Annotated in this window: 16 protein-coding genes; 7 read left to right on the top strand and 9 right to left on the bottom strand. The window is 72.0% G+C overall.

The annotated features are described in order from the left end of the window. The first annotated feature begins 263 nt into the window (after positions 1 to 263). From ACFY9V_RS24335 to ACFY9V_RS24310, 6 genes are all read left to right on the top strand, one after another. Positions 264 to 1,568 carry an ROK family protein gene (locus tag ACFY9V_RS24335; RefSeq protein WP_391162882.1) on the top strand — a complete coding sequence of 435 codons (1,305 nt, stop codon included), beginning with the start codon at positions 264 to 266 and terminating at the stop codon, positions 1,566 to 1,568. After that, positions 1,565 to 2,521 carry a sugar ABC transporter permease gene (locus tag ACFY9V_RS24330; RefSeq protein ID WP_355335531.1) on the top strand — a complete coding sequence of 319 codons (957 nt, stop codon included), beginning with the start codon at positions 1,565 to 1,567 and terminating at the stop codon, positions 2,519 to 2,521. Before ACFY9V_RS24335 ends, ACFY9V_RS24330 begins: the two co-directional genes overlap by 4 nt. After that, a complete protein-coding gene (locus ACFY9V_RS24325) occupies positions 2,514 to 3,431 on the top strand; it encodes an ABC transporter permease subunit (RefSeq protein ID WP_391162881.1) in 918 nt (305 codons plus the stop codon). Before ACFY9V_RS24330 ends, ACFY9V_RS24325 begins: the two co-directional genes overlap by 8 nt. A 78-nt stretch (positions 3,432 to 3,509) precedes the next feature. Next, positions 3,510 to 4,778, top strand: coding sequence for an extracellular solute-binding protein (locus ACFY9V_RS24320; protein WP_391162880.1), 1,269 nt, complete (start codon positions 3,510 to 3,512; stop codon positions 4,776 to 4,778). A 116-nt stretch (positions 4,779 to 4,894) separates the two neighbouring features. After that, positions 4,895 to 6,007, top strand: a complete 1,113-nt coding sequence (locus tag ACFY9V_RS24315) for a glycoside hydrolase family 15 protein (RefSeq protein ID WP_355335524.1) — start codon at positions 4,895 to 4,897, stop codon at positions 6,005 to 6,007. Next, positions 6,004 to 8,238 carry a TIM-barrel domain-containing protein gene (locus ACFY9V_RS24310; protein ID WP_391162879.1) on the top strand — a complete coding sequence of 745 codons (2,235 nt, stop codon included), beginning with the start codon at positions 6,004 to 6,006 and terminating at the stop codon, positions 8,236 to 8,238. Before ACFY9V_RS24315 ends, ACFY9V_RS24310 begins: the two co-directional genes overlap by 4 nt. Before the next feature lie 100 nt (positions 8,239 to 8,338). On the opposite strand, the gene ACFY9V_RS24305 is transcribed toward ACFY9V_RS24310, so the two are convergent. From ACFY9V_RS24305 to ACFY9V_RS24270, 8 genes are all read right to left on the bottom strand, one after another. Further along, a complete protein-coding gene (locus ACFY9V_RS24305) occupies positions 8,339 to 10,138 on the bottom strand; it encodes a glycoside hydrolase family 2 TIM barrel-domain containing protein (RefSeq protein ID WP_391162878.1) in 1,800 nt (599 codons plus the stop codon). 65 nt (positions 10,139 to 10,203) lie between these two features. Continuing rightward, positions 10,204 to 10,818: a hypothetical protein gene (locus ACFY9V_RS24300; protein ID WP_355335517.1), complete on the bottom strand. Its 615-nt coding sequence runs from the start codon at positions 10,816 to 10,818 to the stop codon at positions 10,204 to 10,206. A 9-nt stretch (positions 10,819 to 10,827) separates the two neighbouring features. Continuing rightward, positions 10,828 to 11,664 carry an ABC transporter permease subunit gene (locus ACFY9V_RS24295; protein ID WP_391162877.1) on the bottom strand — a complete coding sequence of 279 codons (837 nt, stop codon included), beginning with the start codon at positions 11,662 to 11,664 and terminating at the stop codon, positions 10,828 to 10,830. Further along, positions 11,661 to 12,632, bottom strand: a complete 972-nt coding sequence (locus ACFY9V_RS24290) for an ABC transporter permease subunit (RefSeq protein ID WP_391162876.1) — start codon at positions 12,630 to 12,632, stop codon at positions 11,661 to 11,663. Before ACFY9V_RS24290 ends, ACFY9V_RS24295 begins: the two co-directional genes overlap by 4 nt. After that, the gene (locus tag ACFY9V_RS24285) at positions 12,629 to 13,963 is read right to left on the bottom strand and encodes an extracellular solute-binding protein (RefSeq protein ID WP_391162875.1); all 1,335 of its coding nucleotides are present in this window, start codon (positions 13,961 to 13,963) and stop codon (positions 12,629 to 12,631) included. The genes ACFY9V_RS24290 and ACFY9V_RS24285 overlap by 4 nt, the downstream gene beginning before the upstream one ends. Before the next feature lie 92 nt (positions 13,964 to 14,055). Further along, entirely contained in the window at positions 14,056 to 14,781 is a 726-nt protein-coding gene (locus ACFY9V_RS24280; protein ID WP_391162941.1) for a cupin domain-containing protein, read from the bottom strand. Continuing rightward, complete coding sequence (locus tag ACFY9V_RS24275) at positions 14,778 to 15,698, bottom strand: DUF6807 family protein (protein ID WP_391162874.1); 921 nt, start codon at positions 15,696 to 15,698, stop codon at positions 14,778 to 14,780. The genes ACFY9V_RS24280 and ACFY9V_RS24275 overlap by 4 nt, the downstream gene beginning before the upstream one ends. Continuing rightward, complete coding sequence (locus tag ACFY9V_RS24270; RefSeq protein WP_391162873.1) at positions 15,695 to 16,843, bottom strand: Gfo/Idh/MocA family oxidoreductase; 1,149 nt, start codon at positions 16,841 to 16,843, stop codon at positions 15,695 to 15,697. The genes ACFY9V_RS24275 and ACFY9V_RS24270 overlap by 4 nt, the downstream gene beginning before the upstream one ends. Before the next feature lie 300 nt (positions 16,844 to 17,143). On the opposite strand from ACFY9V_RS24270, the gene ACFY9V_RS24265 reads away from it, so the two are divergent. After that, complete coding sequence (locus tag ACFY9V_RS24265) at positions 17,144 to 18,187, top strand: substrate-binding domain-containing protein (RefSeq protein ID WP_391162872.1); 1,044 nt, start codon at positions 17,144 to 17,146, stop codon at positions 18,185 to 18,187. A gap of 110 nt (positions 18,188 to 18,297) precedes the next feature. Here the strand turns inward: ACFY9V_RS24265 and ACFY9V_RS24260 are convergent, their stop codons facing one another. Next, a complete protein-coding gene (locus ACFY9V_RS24260) occupies positions 18,298 to 19,557 on the bottom strand; it encodes a Gfo/Idh/MocA family oxidoreductase (protein ID WP_355335498.1) in 1,260 nt (419 codons plus the stop codon). Positions 19,558 to 19,617 lie beyond the last annotated feature (60 nt).

Genomic DNA, 19,617 nt, shown 5'->3' with positions numbered 1-19,617 from the left:
CGGTTCCACGACTGCGATTCACGTCGTGGTTTCCTCCGCGTCGCATCGTCGCAACCGCACTATAGGCCGCGCCAACACCGTCCGACAGCCCGCACTCCGGCAGCACTGACGCCCCAGGCGTCCCACCGGGCGCGCCGGTGCGCGGGCCGCGGCGGACGCGCGCCCGGCGGTGGCCGAAACGTCATGGAAACCGGGGGTTGACGTGGTCGTGAGCCCGCTCTAACGTTCAGGCAGTTTATTTATCCAGTAAAGAAAGAGTGCGAATGAACGGGTCGTCGGGCGAGGATCTCACCAGCACCGCCGTGCTGGCACTGCTGGGCAGGGCAGGGCCGATGTCGCGGGCCGCGCTCGCGCGGGACCTCGGGATGAGTCCGGCGACGCTGACCCAGGTGACGCGGCGGCTGCTGACGCAAGGAGTGATCGAAGAGCTCGACCGGCAGGAGCCCTCCCGGGGCGGCCGTCGCGGTCGGCTGATCGGTCTGGTCGGCAGCGCCGGCCGGGCGCTGGGCGTCAAGGTGGCCGTCGACCACGTCGCGCTGGTCGACATGCGGCTGGACGGACGGGTCACGGAGACCATGACGGTCCCCTTCGATGCCACGGCGCTGGAGGCGGTGCCCGCGATCGCCGAACTCCTGCGTCCGTTCACCGAGTCCGCGCAGGGGGTGCCCCCGCTGCTGGGGATAGGAGTGGGCGTGCCCGGCACCGTCGACCGCCCGGACAGCGGGGTCGTGGACGCGGCGATGCTGAACTGGGAGAACGTGCCGCTCGGCACCATGCTCGGCGCCTCCTTGGGGCTCGCCGTCCTGGTGGAGAACGACGTCAACGCCCTGGGCAGCGGTGAGCGCCTGTACGGGCGGGGACGCAGCCTCAACGACTTCCTGGTGGTCACCATCGGCCGCGGCATCGGCCTGGCCGTCGTCGCGGGCGGCCATGTCTACCGGGGCGCCCACGGGGGCGCCGGAGACTTCGGCCACGTCCCGGTCGATCCGGACGGGCCGCCGTGCACCTGCGGGAATCGCGGCTGCCTGGAAGCCCTGATCAGCGACGACGCCCTGCTCCGTACGGCGCGCTCGGCCGGCATCCTCGGCGAGGGCGCCACGCCCGCCGACCTCGCGGACCTCGCGAACGGCTCGGACGGCGCCAACGGTGCGGACGGCGCCAACGGTGCGGACGGCTCGGACGGTGCGGACGGCGCCAACGACTCGGGCGGCGCCGATGACCGTACGGCGACGGCACGTCGCATCCTGCGCGAGGCCGGACAGCTCCTGGGCCGCCAACTGGCGGGACTCGCCACGCTCCTGGACCCGCAGGAGATCGTGGTCATGGGGGAGGGGACCCGCTCTTGGCCCTGGTGGGAACCGGGTGTCCGGGAGGCGTTCGAACGCCACGCCCCCCGCCGCGCCCGGGAACTGGCGATCACCGTCGAGCCGTACACGGACACCATCTGGGCGCAGGGCGCCGCCGCCCTGGTGCTCGCCGCGTCCCTGGACGGCGGCGTCGGCAGCGTCGATCCGCGCCGACGGATCCACGGGCTCGGCGGCGCGGCGGTCGAACGGAGCGCCAGATGACCATCGGCCCCCTTTCCGTACGCCCTGGCCGGGGACCGGTGTCCGCCCCGGCGTCCGTCCCGGCAGCCGCCGCCGCCCGACGGCGGAAGTGGCGCAACCGCGGCGCGGTGCTGTTCTTCCTGGCACCGAGCGCCGTCCCGCTGCTGCTGTTCACCTTCGCGCCGATGGTCTCCTCGCTGTGGATCAGCCTCCACTCCTGGGACCTGATCTCCCCGATGCGCTGGGTCGGATTCGCCAACTACCGCCACCTGCTGGGCGACGGCGACACCCGGGTCGCGTTCCTGCACACCGTGTACTTCATCGCCGGCTACCTCCCGCTGGTGTACGTGGGCGGCCTGGTCCTGGCGCTCGCCCTCAACCGCCGCATGCGGGGCCGCGGCGTCCTGCGGTCGGTCTACTTCCTGCCGGTCATCACCAGTTGGGTGATGGTCTCGCTGACCTGGAAGTGGATCCTCAGCCCCGACGGGGGACTGCTCAACCGGGTCCTGGGCGGCGTGGGCCTGCCCACCCCCGACTGGTGGGCCTCACCGACCTGGGCGCTGCCTTCGGTGATCCTCGCCTCGGCGTGGAAGGACCTCGGCTTCGTCATGGTCATCCTGCTGGCAGGGCTCCAGGCGATCCCGCGGGAGCTGTACGAAGCGGCCACCATCGACGGAGCGAACGCCTGGCAGCGGTTCCGGCGCATCACGCTTCCGCTGCTCTCGCCCTCCACCTACTTCGTCGTCCTCATCTCCCTGATCAACGGCTTCCAGGTGTTCGACCAGGTCTTCGTGATGACCGGCGGCGGCCCCGCCGGGTCCTCGCGCACCGTCGTCGAGGAGGTCTACGACCTGTCCTTCCGGTACGGGCAGGTCGGCGGCGGCTCGGCGCTGTCCTGGCTGCTCTTCGCCGTGATGATGGCCGTCACCGCGGTCATGACCCGAGTCCAGCGGCGGTGGGTGACCCATGCCTGAACTGACCACGACCCCCGCCCGACAGCCCGCGCCCGCGGCGGACCTCCCTCGCGTCCCGCCGTCCCGTACCGCGGACCGCGGCCCGCGCACGAGCACCCGCCGACGGCTGCGGGCCGCCGGCGTCACCGCCCTGGTCGTCCTCGGGGCGGCCGGAATGCTCTTCCCGTTCCTGTGGGTGCTGATCACCTCGCTGCAACCGCACGGCAGCGGGATCTCCGCCCCCTCCCTGATACCCGACACCGTCAGCGCGGACGGCTACCGCAGCCTCTTCCGCGCGATGCCCTTCACCCGGGTCGCCGTCAACAGCCTCTGCCTGGCCCTGGTCTCGACGGTCGTGCAGCTGATCACCAGCTCCATGGCCGCGTACGCCTTCTCCCGGCTGCGCTTCCGCGGCAGGGGCCTGGTCTTCGCCCTCTACCTCGCCACCATGATGATCCCGCTCCAGGTCCTGATCGTCCCGCTCTTCGCGGAGATGAAGGCCCTGAATCTGGTCGACACCTACTTCGCCCTGCTCGCCCCGACCCTCGCCTCGGGCTTCGGAGTCTTCCTGCTGCGCCAGGCCATGGACGCCGTACCCCGCGAACTGGACGAGGCGGCCCGGCTGGACGGCGCGGGACACCTGCGGATCTTCGGCTCTGTGGTGCTGCCGCTGGTACGCCCGTCGCTCGCGACCTTCTCCGTCTTCGCCTTCATGGCCAGCTGGAACAGCCTCCTGTGGCCGCTGGTCATCATCCGCTCGCCGGAGTTCAAGACCCTCCCGCTGGCACTGGCCGACCTCCAGGGCCAGTTCGGCACCCAGTGGAACGTGGTGATGGCCGGATCGGTCCTCAGCACCCTCCCGATCATGGCCATCTACCTCTTCGCCCAGAAGCACGTGGTCCAGAGCGTCGCCCAGTCGGGCCTGAAGTAGCCGGCCGCCCGAGCGGCCCCGCCCCCCGGCGCACCTCCCGAACACCCTCCCACTCGCCACAACCCCGAGGAATCCGCCATGCGCACCCGCCACATCACCCTCGCCACCGGTCTCGCGGCACTGGCCCTGACCAGCGCCTGCTCCCAGGGCTCCGCCACCAGAACGACCTCGGACAACGGTGTGACCACCGTCCGCTACATGACGTTCTCCTCCGCCCCCGACCACACCAAGGACCTCGACACGATCGTCGCCGCGTTCGAGAAGCAGAACCCCACCGTCAAGATCCAGGTCCAGGCCGTCCCCTACGCCAACTACGCCACGACGCTCCAGACCTCGATCGCCGGCGGCACCGCGCCCGACACCTTCGAACTCGACCAGCAGAGCCTGGTCACCTACGCCTCCTCCGGCGCCCTGCTCGACCTGACGGACCCCGCCGCCGAGGAACCGGCCTACAAGGCATCGGCGTACGCCCCGGCCAACCTCGAAGCGGCACAGTACAAGGGCAAGCAGTACGCGCTGCCGGAGTCCTTCTCCACCGTGGTCCTCATCTACAACAAGGACCTCTTCGCCAAGGCCGGCGTCCCCGTCCCCACCGCTGACTGGACCTGGAAGGACGAGCAGGCCGCCGCGCTCAAGCTCACCGACCGCGCCAAGGGCGTATGGGGCGACTACCAGCCCATCAGCTTCAACGAGTTCACCAAGGCCCTCGACCAGGCGGGCGGCTCCTTCTTCTCCGCCGACGGCGCGAGAGCGACCTTCGACAGCCCACAGGGCGTCGCCGCCGCGAGATGGCTGATCGGCAAGAACAACCGGACGATGCCCGACGCCGCGAAGAGCGCGAGCACCCCCGACTTCGACACCAACCTCTTCAAGGCCGGCAAGCTCGCCATGTGGCACAACGGCAACTGGCAGTTCAGCGCCCTGAAGGACGTCCCCTTCGGCTGGGACGTGGCCGTCGAACCCGGTGACACCCACAAGGCCAGCGCGGTCTTCCAGAACTCCGTCGCCGTCTCCAAGGCCACCGCGCACTCCGGCGCGGCCTTCAAGTGGCTGAACTACCTGACCACGTCCGACATCACCGCGAAGACCCGCGTCGACTCCTCCTGGGAGCTCCCGCCGCTGTCCGACACCGGCAAGGTCGCCGGATACCTCACCGCGGGCAAGCCGGCCAACCGCCAGGCCGTCTTCGACTCCCTGAAGAACCAGGCCGCCTCGCCCGTCATCGCCAAGCAGCAGCAGATGCAGGACATCATCAACAACGCCCTCACCAACGCCGCCGCCGGCCGGACCGACGTCGCCAAGGCGCTGTCGCAGGCGACTGCGCAGGTCACCGCCCTGCTGAAGTGAGACTTCGGGCGCCCACGGGAGACCTGACACTCGCGCGGGCGCCCGAACCCCCCGCTCCCCGCACCCCTCCGCCACACCCGGCGACACCCGTATCGCCCGCTTAGGAGACACCAGCCTTGTCCACCTCCACGACGCAGTCACCCGGCCACGCGCGCCTCGCCCGCCGCAGCCTGGAGGTGATCACCGCCCACCAGGCCGCCTCCGGGGCGTACCCGGCCTGCCCCGGCTACGAGGTCTACCGCTACTCCTGGTTCCGCGACGGCTCGTTCGTCGCGGAGGCCGCCTCACGGTACGGCGCGACCGGTTCCGCCGACGCCTTCCACCGGTGGTGCGCCAAGGTGATCACGGACCGCGCCTCCCGTATCGAGCGGATCATCGCCGTACGGGCGGCGGGAGGACAGCCCGCCGAGGCCGATCTGCTGCCCACCCGGTACACCCTGGACGGCGCGGACACCGGGGACGTCGGCTGGTGGGACTTCCAGACCGACGGCTACGGCACCTGGCTGTGGGCGCTCACCGAGCACCTGCGCCGGCACGGCGGCGACCCCGCCCCCTACCGCGAGGCGATCCGCCTCACCGTCGGCTACCTCGCCGCGACCTGGGACCTGCCCTGCTACGACTGGTGGGAGGAGTCCAAGGAGCACCGGCACGGGGCCACGCTCGGCGCCATCCGCGGCGGCCTCGCGGCAGTCGGCGCGGCAGGGCTCGACACGGCGGGGCGCTGCGGACCCACGGTCACCCGGATCGACACCCTCGTCCGCGAACAGGGCCTGTACGGCGGCGGCCTGGCGAAGTGGCTGGGCGGGGCGGCGGTGGACGCGAGCCTGCTGGCCTGCCTGACCCCGTTCGGCTCCGTGGACCCGGCGGGACCAGTCGCGCGCGCGACGCTCGCCGCGATCGAGCGCGACCTGGTGGAGCCCGAAGGCGGCGTGCACCGCTACCTCCAGGACGTCTTCTACGGCGGCGGCCAGTGGCCCGTGCTCGCCGGGCTGCTCGGGTGGCACTACGCACGCGTCGGCCGTACCGGCGACGCCCTGCGCGAGCTGGAGTGGATCGCCTCGCGGTCCACCGCCGACGGACTGCTGCCGGAACAGGCCCCGGGCGTACGCCTGCTGGCGCCGGAACACCTCGCGGAGTGGGAGGAGCGGTGGGGGCCGAACGCCACCCCGCTGCTCTGGTCCCACGCCATGTACCTCATCCTCGCCCATGAACTCGGAGTCTCCGTATGATCCGCCACCGTCCGCACGGCTCGGGCCACCCCTACGAGCCGACCGACGACCAGCGCGTGCCCGTGATCCCGTCGGCGGGTGAGCCGTTCGAGGTACGCGCCTCCACCGGAGCCGATGTCGAGGCCGTGGTGTGCGAGTGGGACGCCGGTGACGGCGTCACCGCGCTGACCGCCGCCGTCGAAGGCGGCACCGACCCGGCCGGTGACAACGGCGGAGACTCGGACAGTCACCTCGCGGCGGCCGCGAGCGGGCGCGGCGACCGTACCCGCTGGGTCGTCCGCCCCGCCCCGCTCGCCGAGGGCACGGCCGCCCGCTACCGCTTCGTGGCCAGGCACCGCGACGGCCGCACCCGTGCCACGTCCTGGCACACCGTCGCCCCCGCGGTGTGGCGCGAGGGGGCCGCGCTGCTGCGGGTCACCGCGGACACCGGCCGACTGGTCGAGGGGTCCGCCTCCCGCCTGGTGGCCGCCGACGGCACGGTGCTGCGGGTCCGCTTCGCGCTGCGGCTGGCGCCCGACGCGCATGTGGTCGGCTTCGGCGAGCGCTACAACGCCGTCGACCAACGCGGACACACCCTGGACGCCCAGGTCTTCGAGCAGTACAAGGGGCAGGGCTTCACCACCCGTACGTACCTGCCCATGCCGTTCGCGATGGTGCTCGGCGGGGACGGCGCGGACAACTGGGCCTTCCACGTCCGCACTTCGCGGCGCACCTGGTACGACATCGCGGCGAGCGACCCGGACCTGCTGTGGATCGAGGCGCAGACCCCGCCGGACGGCGCGGTCGAGACGGTCTGCTTCGGCGGCGCGCCCCACGAGTTGCTGTCCGCCTTCCTCGACGAGGCCGGACGCCCCGAGGAACTGCCCGACTGGGTCTTCCGCCTGTGGGCCAGCGGCAACGAATGGAACACCCAGCAAAGGGTGATGGCCGAGATGGACCGCCACCGCGACGAGGACATCCCGGTCGGAGCGCTGGTCATCGAGGCGTGGAGCGACGAGGCGACCTTCACCGCCTTCCGGGACGCGCGGTACCCGGTCACGGAGGACGGCGCTCCGCACCGCCTGGCCGACTTCACCTTCCCGCCGGACGGCGCCTGGCCCGACCCCAAGGGCATGGTCGACGAGCTGCACAGCCGCGACATCAAGGTGCTGCTCTGGCAGATCCCGCTGATGAAGACGCGCCCGGCGCCGCGCGGCCAGGCCGCCGCCGACGCCCGCGCGATGATCGAGCACGGGTACACCGTCATGGAGGAGGGCGGCACGCGGCCCTACCGCAACAGGGGCTGGTGGTTCCCCCAGGCGCTGATGCCGGACCTGACCCACCCCAAGGCACGCCAGTGGTGGCTCGCCAAGCGACGTTATCTGGTGGAGGAGGTCGGCGTCGACGGCTTCAAGACCGACGGCGGCGAACACGCCTGGGGCGACGACCTGCGGTACGACGACGGCACGACGGGCGCGCTGACCAACAATCTGTTCACCGTCGAATACCCGCGCGCGTACGGCGAGTTGCTGCGGGAGTGCGGCAAGGCGCCGGTCACCTTCAGCCGTGCCGGGTTCACCGGCTCGCAGAACGCGAGCGTCTTCTGGGCGGGCGACGAGGACTCCACCTGGGACGCCTACCGGCACTCCCTCACCGCCGGCATCACCGCCTCGGCCTGCGGCATCGTCTACTGGGGCTGGGACATCGCCGGGTTCTCCGGGGACGTCCCGGACGCCGAGCTGTACGTCAGGGCCCTCGCGGCGTCCTGCTTTATGCCGATCATGCAGTACCACTCGGAGTACAACCACCACCGGCTGCCGCTGCGCGACCGTACGCCGTGGAACATCGCGGACCGCTCTGGCGACCCGCGCGTGCTGGAGATCTCCCGGACCTACACCCACCTGCGCGAGCGGCTGGTGCCGTACCTGGCGCAGGAGACCCGCACCGGTCTGGCACAGGGGAAGCCGCTGATGCGCGGGATGTTCTTCGACGATCCCCGGGACCGGCGCATCTGGGACTTCCCCGACCAGTTCCGGCTCGGCTCCGCGCTCCTGGTCGCTCCGGTCACCGAGCCGGGCGCCACCGGCCGTGAGGTCTATCTGCCGCACGGCGACTGGGTCGACGTCTGGACCGGGCGGACCCACGCCGGCGGCCGGGTCGTCGAACGGGCCGCGCCGCTGGACCTCATCCCCGTGTACGCGACCGCCGACCGATGGGCCGATCTGGAACCGGTCTTCACGACTGGCGGCTGACCGACGCCGCAGAACGGTGGCGCACCCGACGCCTGCCCCGACGCCTGCCCCGACGCCTCCCCGGCTCCGGCTGAGCGGCGTCGGGGCGGCGCCCTCCGTCTCATCCGAGCGTCCGCGGCCGTCCCACGATCGCGCGCACCGTCTCCGTCGGCACCTTCGGCTCGCGCTCCGCCGTGAGCAGGCCGTTGGTCTCCTGGAGGGTGTCGGTCAACTGGGTGTAGCAGAAGCCGGCCAGGCCGGAGTCGACGGCGGCGGTCACCAGGGCGTCGAGGCGCGCGGTGAAGTCCTCCTCGGTGGCCACCGTGTCGTACCCGAACCAGTTCTCGCCGTCGGCCGGTTCGAAGGTGGCGCCGCCGAATTCGCTCAGCACCACCGGCTGGCCCTGGTGGCGTACGCCCTCCAGGGTGAGCCGCTTGCCCGCGGGCCACCGCTCGGTGAACGCGCCCTGGCGCAGGGCCGCGTGGCCGTAGCGGTCGGCCAGGACCGAGGCGTGCTGGCTGTAGTCGTGGACGCCCCAGATGTCGGCCGCCGACAGCTCCCAGCCGTCGTTGGAGACGGCGGGCCGGGTCGGGTCGAGCGCCTTCGTCAGGTGGTACAGCGCGTCCATGAAGTGCCGCTGCTCCGGCACCAGCGCCGGATTCGGCACCGACCAGGACTCGTTGACCGGGACCCAGGCGACGATCGCGGGATGGCTGAGGTCCCGGCGGATCGCCTCGGTCCACTCGTGCGCCACCCGCTCCACGGTCGGCGCGCCGAACACGTAGGCCGACGGCATCTCCTCCCAGAGCAGCAGGCCGAGCCGGTCGGCCCAGTACAGGAACCGCGGGTCCTCGATCTTCTGGTGGATCCGCAGCCCGTTGAGCCCCAGTTCCTTGGCGAGTTCCACGTCCCGGCGCAGCGCCTCCCCGGGCGCGGCGAGGTGGGACTCGGGCCAGTAGCCCTGCTGGAGCGCCATGCGCAGGAAGTACGGCCGGTGGTTGAGCAAAAAGACGCCGTCGTCCCAGCCGAGGTCGCGCAGGCCCAGGTAGGAGGAGACCTGGTCGAGGCGGGCCCCGTCGGCGGGGTCGGTGACCGTCACGGTGGCGTCCACCAGGTGCGGCTTCTCCGGGCGCCACAGCAGGTCGTCGAGGTCCTGGCCGTGCCGCAGCGCGGGGACGGAGATGTCGAAGGCGGTCTCCTGGCCCTCGGTACGGATCCGCTGCTCGGCCAGCACCCGCTCGCCGACGGTGAGGCGGACCGTGAGGTCGCGCGGGCCGCGCGGCCAGCGGCTGAGGCGGACCCGGCAGCCGACCCGGGCGTGGGCGACGTCGGGCAGCCAGTGCAGGACGGTGACGTGCTCCTCGGGGACCTCTTCGAGCCACACCGGCTGCCAGATCCCGGTGGTGCGCTCGTACCAGATGACGTGCGGGTCGCGCCGCCAGTCCTGCTTGCCCCGTGGCTGCGCCGCGTCCAGCGGCTGGTCCTCCGCGCGGACCACGAGCACATGCTCGCCGTCGCCGTCGAGAACGTCCGTCAGGTCGCAGGTGAACCCGGTGTGCCCGCCCTCGTGCCGCCCTGCCGGCCGCCCGTCCAGCCACACCTCGGCGCGGTAGTCCACCGCGCCGAAGTGCAGCAGTAGGCGGCCGGAGGCGGGCCGGCGCAGATCGAGGGAGCGGCGGTACCAGACCACCGGGTGGTGGCCGGTGTCGTGGACGCCGGACGCCTTGGACTCGGGCGGGTACGGGACGGTGATCGTCGTGGTGAAGGGCTCGGTGACCGCCGGGTCCATCCAGCGCTCGGCGCGCCCGGTGTCGGCGTCGTCGTGGGCGAAGAGCCAGGGGCCGCACAGGTCGTGCCAGTCGGGGTCGCGGACCAGTTGCGGCCGGGGGTGACCGGCCGCGTCGAGGTGTGTGAGGGGCATGGGGGAGTGCTCCGGGGGTGAGTCTTGACGGATGGCGGGACGCGGGCGGCGGCCGGGAGCGCCGGTCAGCGGTCGTACGGGTCGGCGGGGCGCCGCAGGTCCACGGCGGTCGCGGCGAACGCCAACGGGCCGGGCAGCAGCGGCAGGAGGACGGGCATGGCCCACAGCAGCAGCGCCGCCAGGACGACGGCTCCGGCCAGCAGGGCGGTGCCGCGCGGGTCGGCCAGGGAACGCGCCAGGGCCTCGCGGCCCGAGAGCCGGTGCGGTCCGTCCAGGGCGACCGCGCGCAGGCCGACGGCCGCCGCGCCGAGGGCGAGCAGCATCAGGACCGGCGCCATGAGGGCCGCGCCGGGCAGCCCGGAGCGCAGCAGTTCCTCGTCGAGCAGGAACAGCACGGCGAACGCGGGCGGCACCAGGCCCTTGAGCAGCGCGGGCAGGGTCAGCCGGGCTCGTACCTCGGCCAGCAGGTCGCCGAGCCGGACCTGCACGCCGTTCGCCGCGGTCCGGCGGAACACGGCGCAGGCGGCGGAGAGCGCCGCCGGTGCGGTGACCACCGGCAGGCAGGCCACGGCGGTGACCACGCCCACCAGCAGCATGTCGGCGAAGAGGGTGAAGCCGGAGCCGAACACCTCGCCCGGCTCGCGGTGGGCCCGGCGGGAAACGACGGGTGGGTGACTCATCGGTCCTCCTCAGCTCTTCAGTCCCGAGGTGGCCATGCCCTGCACCAAATAGCGCTGGAACACGAGGAAGAACAGCACGATGGGCAGCACGGAGATCACCGACATGGCGAACATGGGCCCGTAGGCGGAGGTGCTCGACTGGTCGACGAAGCTCCGCAGCGCCAGCGTGATGGTGGCCTTCTCCGGCGAGAGCAGGTAGATCATCTGGGCGAAGAAGTCGTTCCAGGACCAGATGAACGAGAAGATCGCGGTGGTGATCAGCGCGGGCCGGCTCAGCGGCAGGACGATGTGGAAGAACGAGCGGAACGGGCCGCAGCCGTCGATCCTGGCCGCTTCCTCCAGGTCCCTGGGCAGATTGCGCATGAACTGCACGATGAGGAAGACGAAGAACGCGTCCACCGCGAGGAATTTGGGCAGGATGAGCGGCCAGTAGGTGTTCATCATGCCGAGCTTGTTGAAGATGATGTACTGCGGGATCAGCACCACGTGCTGCGGCAGCATCAGCGTGGCCACGGTGAAGGCGAACATCGGGCCGCGCATCCGGAACCGCAGCCGCGCGAAGGCGTACGCGGCCAGCGAGCAGGACGTCACCGTGCCGATCACCGAACCGAGGCCGATCAGCATGCTGTTGCCGAGCAGCCGGGTCACCGACACGCCCGAGACACCGTCGAGCGCGGTGCTGTAGTTGCTCCACTCGAAGTGCCGGGGCCACAGGTCGACGCTGGTCACCACCTCGTCGGCGGGCTTGACGGACGTCACCAGCAGCCAGAGCAGCGGGTAGAGCAGGGCGAGCAGCGCGATCAGGGCGACCGTGTGGGGCAGCCGGCGGCGCAGGGTCAGATTCATCGTTCCGCCTCGTCCGCGTAGAACACCCAGGACCGGGAGGTCTTGAACAGCACCGCGGTGACGGCCGCGATGGCGAGCAGCATCAGCCAGGCCATGGCCGAGGCGTAGCCCATGTGCGAGGCGGTGAAGCCGCGCTCGTACAGATAGAGCGTGTAGAAGAGCGTCGAGTCGGCCGGTCCGCCGTTGCCGCCGCTGACGACGAAGGCGGGCGTGAAGACCTGGAAGGACTGGATCACTTCGAGCACCAGGTTGAAGAAGACCACCGGCGAGAGCATCGGCACCGTGACGGACACGAACTGCCGCCAGGCGCCCGCCCCGTCGAGCGCCGCCGCCTCGTACAGCTCCGGCGAGATCTGCTGGAGACCGGCCAGGAAGATGACCATGGGGGCGCCGAACTGCCAGACGGTCAGCAGCACCACGACGTAGGTCGCCAGATGCGGATTGCCGACCCAGCCGCCGATGTGGATGCCGAAGGTGCCGAGGACGTTGTCGATCGTGCCGCCGTCGTTGAACAGCGCCCGGAACACCAGCGCGATCGACATGCTCGCGCCGAGCAGGGACGGGGCGTAGAACGCCGACCGGTAGAAACCCCGGCCCCGGCTGCTGAGCCGCTTGAGCAGCATCGCGGCGCCCAGCGCGAGGGCCAGCTTGAGCGGGACGGCGATCACCACGTACTTCAGGGTGGTCAGGACCGACCGCCAGAACCGCGGGTCGGCGGTCAGCATCTCCGAGTAGTTGCGCAGGCCCACCCAGTGCGGGGTGGAGAGCATGTCGTAACTGGTGAAGGAGAGATAGAGGGAGACCGCCATCGGCACCAGGGTCACCGCGACCGCGCCGATCATCCACGGGGTGAGGAACACATACGCGGGCCAGCGCGCCTCCCGGCCGCGGCGGGTGCGCCGGTCCGGTCCCGGCGTGTCCTCGGCCCGCCCGGCGGCCTCGGCCGCCTCGATCCGTGCGACGCTCATGACTCCAACTCCTGCTTCGCCTGGACGACCAGCTCATGGGCCGCCTTCGCGGGCGACGCCAGGCCGAACTCCACCCGCTGGTACTCGCGGACGAAGGCGCTCTGGATCGCGACGTCACCTTTGGGAGGCGCGGACGGCGGCGGCCGTACGCCGTACTTCTGCATCACCTCGTCGAACTGCCAGACCTTCAACTCCGGTCCTGTCAGCTTGCTGTTCACCTCGGCGGCGATCTTCTGATTGGGCGGCTGGGAGCGGGTGACGCCCAGAATGTCGCCCGCCTGCGGGTCGTTGAGGAGGAAGTTCATCAACTGGGCCGCTTCCTGCGGGTGTTTCGAGTGGGCGCCGATGCCGATCAGCATCGTCGGCTTGAAGTACGACCCCGCCTTGCCGTCGATGGTGGGCACCGGCGCGAAGCGCATCGCGTGCCCGGTCGGGCTGGTGAAGCCGGTGAAGGTCGCGTCCCAGGAGTAGTCCATGGCGTCCAGACCGCGGCTGAAGGCGCTGATGCCCGTCGCGTCGGCCTGCGCGCTGTCCTTGGCCGAGACCACCGCCCCCGCCTTCTGGAGTTCGTGGAAGAAGGTCCAGAAGTCGGCGAGGTCCTCCTCGGTGTAGCCGAGCTCGGTGGGGCTCGCGTAGAGCTGCTTGCCGTGGCTGCGCAACCAGTCCTCGAAGACGTCCTCGTTGCTCCCGCCGTCGTTGCCGCCCGCCACGGTCCGCCCGTCGGGGGACTTCAGCTTCAGCCCGGCGATCCTCGCACTGGCCTCGGCCCAGTCCTGCCAGGTCCACGAGGGCTGCGGCGCCGAGACACCGGCGGTGTCGAAGACGTCGGCGTCGTAGACGTAACCGGTGATCCCGCGGCCCATCGGCAGCGCGTACTGCTTTCCCGCCAGGTAGCCGGTGCGCACCAAGGACGTGTCCATCTCGGCGGTGTCGAGGGTGCCGTCCTTGACGTACCGGTCCAGGGGGAGCAGCGCGCCGCCGGTGGAGAACTGGGAGATCTGGCGGTAGTCGAGCTGCGCCAGGTCCGGTATCCCGCCGCCCGCGGCCTGGGTGGACAGCCGCTGCTTGTAGGAGCCGAAGTCGGCGTTGGACATCTGGACGCTGATGTCCGGGTGCGCCTTCTCGAACAGGCGCACCGCCTTCTCGGTACGGGCCTGGCGTTCGTCGTTGCCCCACCAGGAGAAGGTGAGGGTGAGGTGACCGCCCGAGGCGCCGGAGGCGCCGCAGGAGGTGAGCGCGGCCAGCAGAACGGTGCTGCAACCGGCGGCGACCGCCGTGGCGACCGCTCGGCGGCGGAGGAACCGACGCCGGCCGCTTCGGGGCTCGGGCATGGTGGCCTTTCCGGGGTGGGTGGGTGGGTGGAGCGGTGGCACGAGGCGCCCGCCGCCGCACGGGGGCTGGGAACGGCGACGGGCCGTTCGGCTCACCCGTCGTGGTAGACGTCGAGACGGCCGCACATCCCGAACCGTCCGGTCGCGGCGGGTCCGCTCGCGTGGGTACGGGCGTCGGCCAGATGGCGCGCGTCGCCGTCACCGAGAGCGGCCAACTGGTCGTGCGTGGCGGTCACCGCCGCGCGGGCGCCCTCGCGCCAGCGCCGCTCCCAGTCGGCCAGGCGTGGCCGCACCAGCTCGGCCGCCGCGCGGTGGAAGGCGGCCAGCGGCTCCGGATCACCCGCGGCGAGCGCGTCGCGCAGCTCGAGGAACCGGCGGGTGGCGAGGTCACGGCGGGCCCGCGCCGCGCCGACCAGCTCCCGCTCGCTCCCGCTCGTCGGCAGCCGGACCGCCGCCGCGTACACCTCGGGGTCGGTCAGCCGGTCGGGGGGCAGGGTGAGGACGGCGTCGCCCGCCTCGGGGAGTCCGCCGTTCTGCATCACGACGGTGATCCGCAGCCCGCCGCCGTTGACCAGCCGGTGGATGGTGCCGGGGGTGAACCAGGCCACGGTGCCCGCGCGCAGCGGGGTCTCCTCGAAACCGGAGGCGGTCAGGGTCTGCACGGCGCCCTCGCCGTCGGTCACCACGTACCCCTCGCTGCACGTCAGATGGAGGTGCGGGGTGCCGCCGCCCGGCCTGCCGTCCACGGTCGGCCAGTCGTAGACGCTCAGCCGGGAGACCGCGACCGCCCCGGGGAACCCGTCGTAGCCCGCCGTCACCACGGGTGCCGCTCCAGATGGGCGGTGACCGCCGCACAGTCCCAGGCGCCGTCGGCGACATGGACGCGGTACGTACGGTCCAGGACCTCGCCGGGCGCCAGGACCAGCTCCTCGTGGAAGGCGAAGGACGGGGCGACCGCGGCGAACGGGTCGGTGCGCACGAACCAGTGCGCGGGGTGGGTGCCCTTCTCGCCCGCGTGGTCGTTGCCCGGCGCGTGCTCGAAGACGACGGTGGCGTGTCCGTCGCGTCCGTCGTGCTCGCCGCTGTAGGCGAGCCACGGCGCCTGCTCACCCATGAGGTCGCGCTCGGCGCTGTCGCCGTCTGCGGTGAAGGCGTGCCCGTCGCGGAAGGCGCGCGGCCCGCGCCAGAACAGCCCGGTGTAACCGGCGTCGGGCCGCCCGGCGGTGGTGGGGCTGCCGAACCGCAACGGCTCGGCGCGCCGGTTGGTGACGGCCGAGGACCAGGTCAGGGTCCAACCGCCCTCCTCGGCGGTGACCTCGATCCTGCGGTCCTCCTCGGCCCAGAGAGAGCCGTCGTACGGGTGCCAGGTCAGGCGCTCGGCGATCACCACGCCGTCGGGACCCGCCGACACCTCGTCGAAGCCGACGTGCGCCATCGAGCCGATCCGCTCGGGCAGCGCCACGTACCCCTCGCCGTGCACATACGTGTTGCCGCCCCACAGATTCTGACCCGACAGGTGCGAGGCGGTGAGCTGGAGGCCCTTGTGCCAACGGTGGTCGTTCGGGCGGTAGTCGGTGACCAGACCACCGCCGAGGGTGCGGATCGGGTGGAGGTACGGCTTCGGCGCCTCCCAGGCGGCCTCCGGGCGGTACACGTAGGCGAACAGCTCGGTACCGGTGGCCCGGTGGGTCACGGTGATCCGGTCGTCGTGGACGTGGGTCAGCGACAGCGTCATGCGGCCTGCTCCTCCTCGCGGGCGCCGACCGGCAGCCGGTCGGGTTCACCGCCGTGCATGGCGGCGTAGAACGGGTCGTCGGGGCCGATCTCGCCCGCCCGGACGGTGGCGTCGGTGAAGGCGGACTTGTAGAGCGCGGCGGTGAACTCCACGATCCCGCGGCCGCCTTCGCCGCCGGTCGGGTGCGGGGTTCCGGCCCGGATGTCGGCGACGAGGGCGCGTAGTTGGGCCAGGTGGGAGCTGGGTTCGTCGGGGCCGAAGTCGTTCCAGGCCCGTGCCGTCCGCGCCGGGACGCCGGGGGCCGGGGTGATCCGCCAGTCGGCGTTGCGGTAGCCGTAGAGATGGGTGAGCTCGACGGTCGCCAGCTCGCAGTCGATCCGTATCCGGCTGACCTCGTCGGGGCTGAGCACGCTGTTGACGACAGTGGCGACCGCGCCGCTCGCGAACCGGACCTGGGCGGTGGAGACGTCCTCGGTCTGCACGTCGTGCACCAGCCGGGCGGCCATCGCGCGGATCTCCCGCCACGGGCCCAGCAGGTCGAGCAGCAGGTCGTTCTGGTGGATGCCGTGCCCCATGGCGGGACCGCCGCCCTCGGTGTCCCAACGGCCGCGCCACGGCACGGCGTAGTAGTCCGCGCCCCGGTACCAGGTGGTCTGGCAGTGCGCGACCAGCGGCCGTCCGAAGGCCCCCTCGCGCAGCAGTTCGCGGACGTGGCGGGCGCCGGAGCCGAACCGGTGCTGGAAGACGAAGGCCGCGGTCGGGGCGCCGGGGCCCCGCTCGGCGGCGGCCGTCACCGCGTCGTAGTCGGCGAGCGAGGGGCACGGCGGCTTCTCGCACCACACATGGGCGCCGGTCCGCAGCGCGGCGACGGCCTGCTCCCGGTGGAGCGAGGGCGGTGTGCAGAGGACGACCAGGTCGGGGCGTACCTCGCCGAGCATGGTGTCGAGGTCGGTGAAGGCGCCCGGCACGGAGAACTCCTCGGCGGCGGCGCGGGCCGCCTCCTCGGCGACGTCGACCATGGCGACGATCTCCACCGAGCCCTCCGCCGCCACAGCGGCGAGCGCGGGCAGGTGACTTCCTCGGGCGATGGATCCGGTGCCCACCACGGCGGTGCGCAGCGGGAGATTCGGGCGGTGCGGGGACATGCGGGCCCTCTCGTGAGGCTGGCGTACGTCACGGGCGGTGGCGCGGGAACGGGCTGTCCGGCCGCCGCTCGACCGCCGGGGGCGCGACGGCGGTCCGCCACGCGCCCACGGCGTCCGGGCGCACGGAGACCCCCGGCAGGGTCGGCCAGTGGTTCCTTCGCCCGGCTGTTCCAACGTTGTAACCAGTGTGTGTCCTGGCGGTCAACCCTTTGGGCGCGGACGACTGCCGCCTGCACGCGTCTGCGGGACGCTCTGCGTTGAACTGCCCTACAATGAGGCGTCTCCGAGAAGGGCGGGTACGTGACAGCAGTGCGGCTCAAGGACGTCGCCGATCGTGCGGGCGTCTCAGTCAAGACTGTTTCCAACGTTGTACGCGGAATGTCGAGAGTGGCCCCCGCCACCCGAGAGCGCGTCATGGTCGCGGTGAGCGAACTGGGGTACCGTCCGAACCCGTCGGCGGTACGGCTGCGCACCGGCCGCAGCGGGCTGATCGCCTTGGCGGTGCCGTTCCTGGCCACGCCCTACTTCGCCGAACTCGCCCACCACGTCAGGACCGAGGCGTCCCGGATCGGTCTCACCGTCCTGATCGAGGAGACGCTGGGCGACCCCCGCGAGGAGCTGCGGCTGGCCACCGGGCTCGGCGCGGCCCTGCTCGACGGCGTGATCCTCTCCCCGCTCCGGGTGCCCTTCGATCAACTCGCCGCCACCACGGCCGGTTTCCCGCTGGTGCTGCTGGGCGAGCGCGAGGACGGCCGGGAGCAACTCCACGCCGACCACGTCCTGATCGACAATGTGGCCGCCGCCCGTGAGGCCGCCGCCCACCTGGTCTCGCTCGGCCGGACCCGGCTCGCCGTCGTCGGCGTGGACCGGCAGGGCTCGGCGACCAGCAGGCAGCGCCTGGAGGGCTTCCAACTCGCCCTGCACGCGGCGGGTCTGTCCTTCGACCCCCGACTCGCGCCGCGGGTCGAGGAGTTCGACCGGCGCAGCGGGCTGCGGGCGGGCCGCGCGCTGGCCGCCCTGCCCGCCGGGAGCCGCCCGGACGCGGTGTTCTGCTTCAACGACATGCTGGCCGTCGGCGCGATCCGGGCCTTCCACGAGGCCGGTCTCGCCGTGCCCGGGGACATGGCCGTCGCCGGCGTCGACGGCAGCGAGGAGGGCCGTTACGCCACTCCCTCGCTGACGACGGTGGTGCCCGACAAAGCGGCCATCGCCTCGCTGGCCGTCACGTCGCTGGCCGGCCGGATCGGCGCGGCGACCCCGCCGGGGCACGCGGTGCACGTGGCCCCGTACCGGCTGGAGGTGGGGGAGTCCACGACGGGGGTGCGGCGTCCGGTGGCCGACTGACCGGCGGTGGCGCGCGGGCCGGTCGTGTCCGGGGGCGCCGTGCGGTTTTCTCCGGGGCGCGGGCCGGTCTGCTCCGGGGCACGGGCCGGTTTTCTCCGGGGCGCGGCTCCTCAGACCGCGGACGCGAGCGCGACGACGGTGCCGGTCGTCCTGGCCTCCTCCGCGGCCCACACCACGCGGTGGCTGGCCAGACTCGCCGCCGCGTCGGACTTCAGGACGCCGCCGTCTCCGGTGGCGACCGCCTCCAGGAAGGCGTCCATCAGCGCCTCGTCACCCCCGCCGTGACCGTCCGCGGCCGAGGCGCCCGCGGTGGTGCTGGTGTCCACGACGCCCTCCTCGCCGGTACGGAAGTCGACCGTCCTGATGGTGACGCCGTCGCCGTCGAGATAGCCGTGGGTGCCCAGCAGCCGGGTCCTGCGGTGCTCCTGCGGGGTGAAGGCGCTCATCGTGAACGAGCAGGTGGCGCCGTCGTCGAACTCCATCGAGACCACCTGGTGGTCGACGACGTCGTTGTCGCACGCGTAGACGCAGCGCCCGTAGGGACCGGTGCGCAGCGCCTGAAGGACACCGGCCTCGGTGTGGTCCTCGGTGACCGCGGACAGCGGCCAGTAGCGCCGCTCGGGGTCCTCCAGACAGTCCAGGTACAGGCGCTTGGCCGAGTACGGGCAGGTGCTCTCGATCGGGCAGTCGGTGCAGCGCGCGGCGGCGCCCGCGGGGGCGGCCTCGGCCCGGAAGTGGGTGAGACTGCCGAAGGAGCTGACCCGGCGCGGCGAGCGGCCGAAGAGGTACACCAGCCAGTCGATGTCGTGGCACGACTTGGTGAGCAGCATCGGCGCCGAGGTGTCCGAGCGGCGCCAGTTGCCCCGGACGAACGAGTGCGCCTGGTGCCACCAGCCGACCGGCTCCAGGTGCTGGACGCTGACCAGTCGGCCGATCGCGCCCTCGTCCAGCATCCGCTTGAGCGTCTGCGTGTACGGGGTGTACCGCAGGACATGGCAGACGGCGAGCATGATCTTGTTCCGCTCGGCCGCCTCGGCGATCTCCGCGGACTCGGCCTCGGTGGTGGCCATCGGCTTCTCCAGGAGCACGTGATAGCCGAGGTCCGCCAGCGCGACGGCCGGTTCGGTGTGCTGTCTGTCCTGGGTGGCCACGATCGCGGCGTCGGCGAGCCGTCCCGCCGCCGCCAGTTCCGACCAGTCGGCGTACACCCGGTCCTGCGGGACGGCGAACTCCTCGGCCGCGGCGGCGCGCCGCACCGGATCGGGTTCTGCCAGTGCCACCACCCGCCCTGTGCCGGTGACCTGCGCGTGGCGTGCGTAGGTCTGTCCGCGCAGCCCGGCGCCGACGAGAGCTAGAGTCACCCGAGACATAGGATCCTTTCCTATTTATCATGGACTCTCTGATTATTAAGCGCGCAGCAACCAAACTCA

Source organism: Streptomyces sp. NPDC008317, from assembly GCF_042955955.1.
Taxonomy (GTDB): domain Bacteria; phylum Actinomycetota; class Actinomycetes; order Streptomycetales; family Streptomycetaceae; genus Actinacidiphila.
The sequence above is the reverse complement of the archived record's forward strand: the minus strand, read 5'-3'. Positions and strand labels throughout refer to the sequence as shown.

Excerpts from the sequence above, each read along its gene's own strand:
- ACFY9V_RS24325 (WP_391162881.1), top strand. The coding sequence starts at position 2,514 with ATGCCTGAACTGACCACGACCCCCGCCCGACAGCCCGCGCCCGCGGCG.
- ACFY9V_RS24320 (WP_391162880.1), top strand. The coding sequence starts at position 3,510 with ATGCGCACCCGCCACATCACCCTCGCCACCGGTCTCGCGGCACTGGCC.
- ACFY9V_RS24260 (WP_355335498.1), bottom strand. The coding sequence starts at position 19,557 with ATGTCTCGGGTGACTCTAGCTCTCGTCGGCGCCGGGCTGCGCGGACAG.
- ACFY9V_RS24285 (WP_391162875.1), bottom strand. The coding sequence starts at position 13,963 with ATGCCCGAGCCCCGAAGCGGCCGGCGTCGGTTCCTCCGCCGCCGAGCG.
- ACFY9V_RS24275 (WP_391162874.1), bottom strand. The coding sequence starts at position 15,698 with ATGACGCTGTCGCTGACCCACGTCCACGACGACCGGATCACCGTGACC.
- ACFY9V_RS24290 (WP_391162876.1), bottom strand. The coding sequence starts at position 12,632 with ATGAGCGTCGCACGGATCGAGGCGGCCGAGGCCGCCGGGCGGGCCGAG.
- ACFY9V_RS24310 (WP_391162879.1), top strand. The coding sequence starts at position 6,004 with ATGATCCGCCACCGTCCGCACGGCTCGGGCCACCCCTACGAGCCGACC.
- ACFY9V_RS24335 (WP_391162882.1), top strand. The coding sequence starts at position 264 with ATGAACGGGTCGTCGGGCGAGGATCTCACCAGCACCGCCGTGCTGGCA.
- ACFY9V_RS24305 (WP_391162878.1), bottom strand. The coding sequence starts at position 10,138 with ATGCCCCTCACACACCTCGACGCGGCCGGTCACCCCCGGCCGCAACTG.
- ACFY9V_RS24270 (WP_391162873.1), bottom strand. The coding sequence starts at position 16,843 with ATGTCCCCGCACCGCCCGAATCTCCCGCTGCGCACCGCCGTGGTGGGC.
- ACFY9V_RS24330 (WP_355335531.1), top strand. The coding sequence starts at position 1,565 with ATGACCATCGGCCCCCTTTCCGTACGCCCTGGCCGGGGACCGGTGTCC.
- ACFY9V_RS24300 (WP_355335517.1), bottom strand. The coding sequence starts at position 10,818 with ATGAGTCACCCACCCGTCGTTTCCCGCCGGGCCCACCGCGAGCCGGGC.
- ACFY9V_RS24295 (WP_391162877.1), bottom strand. The coding sequence starts at position 11,664 with ATGAATCTGACCCTGCGCCGCCGGCTGCCCCACACGGTCGCCCTGATC.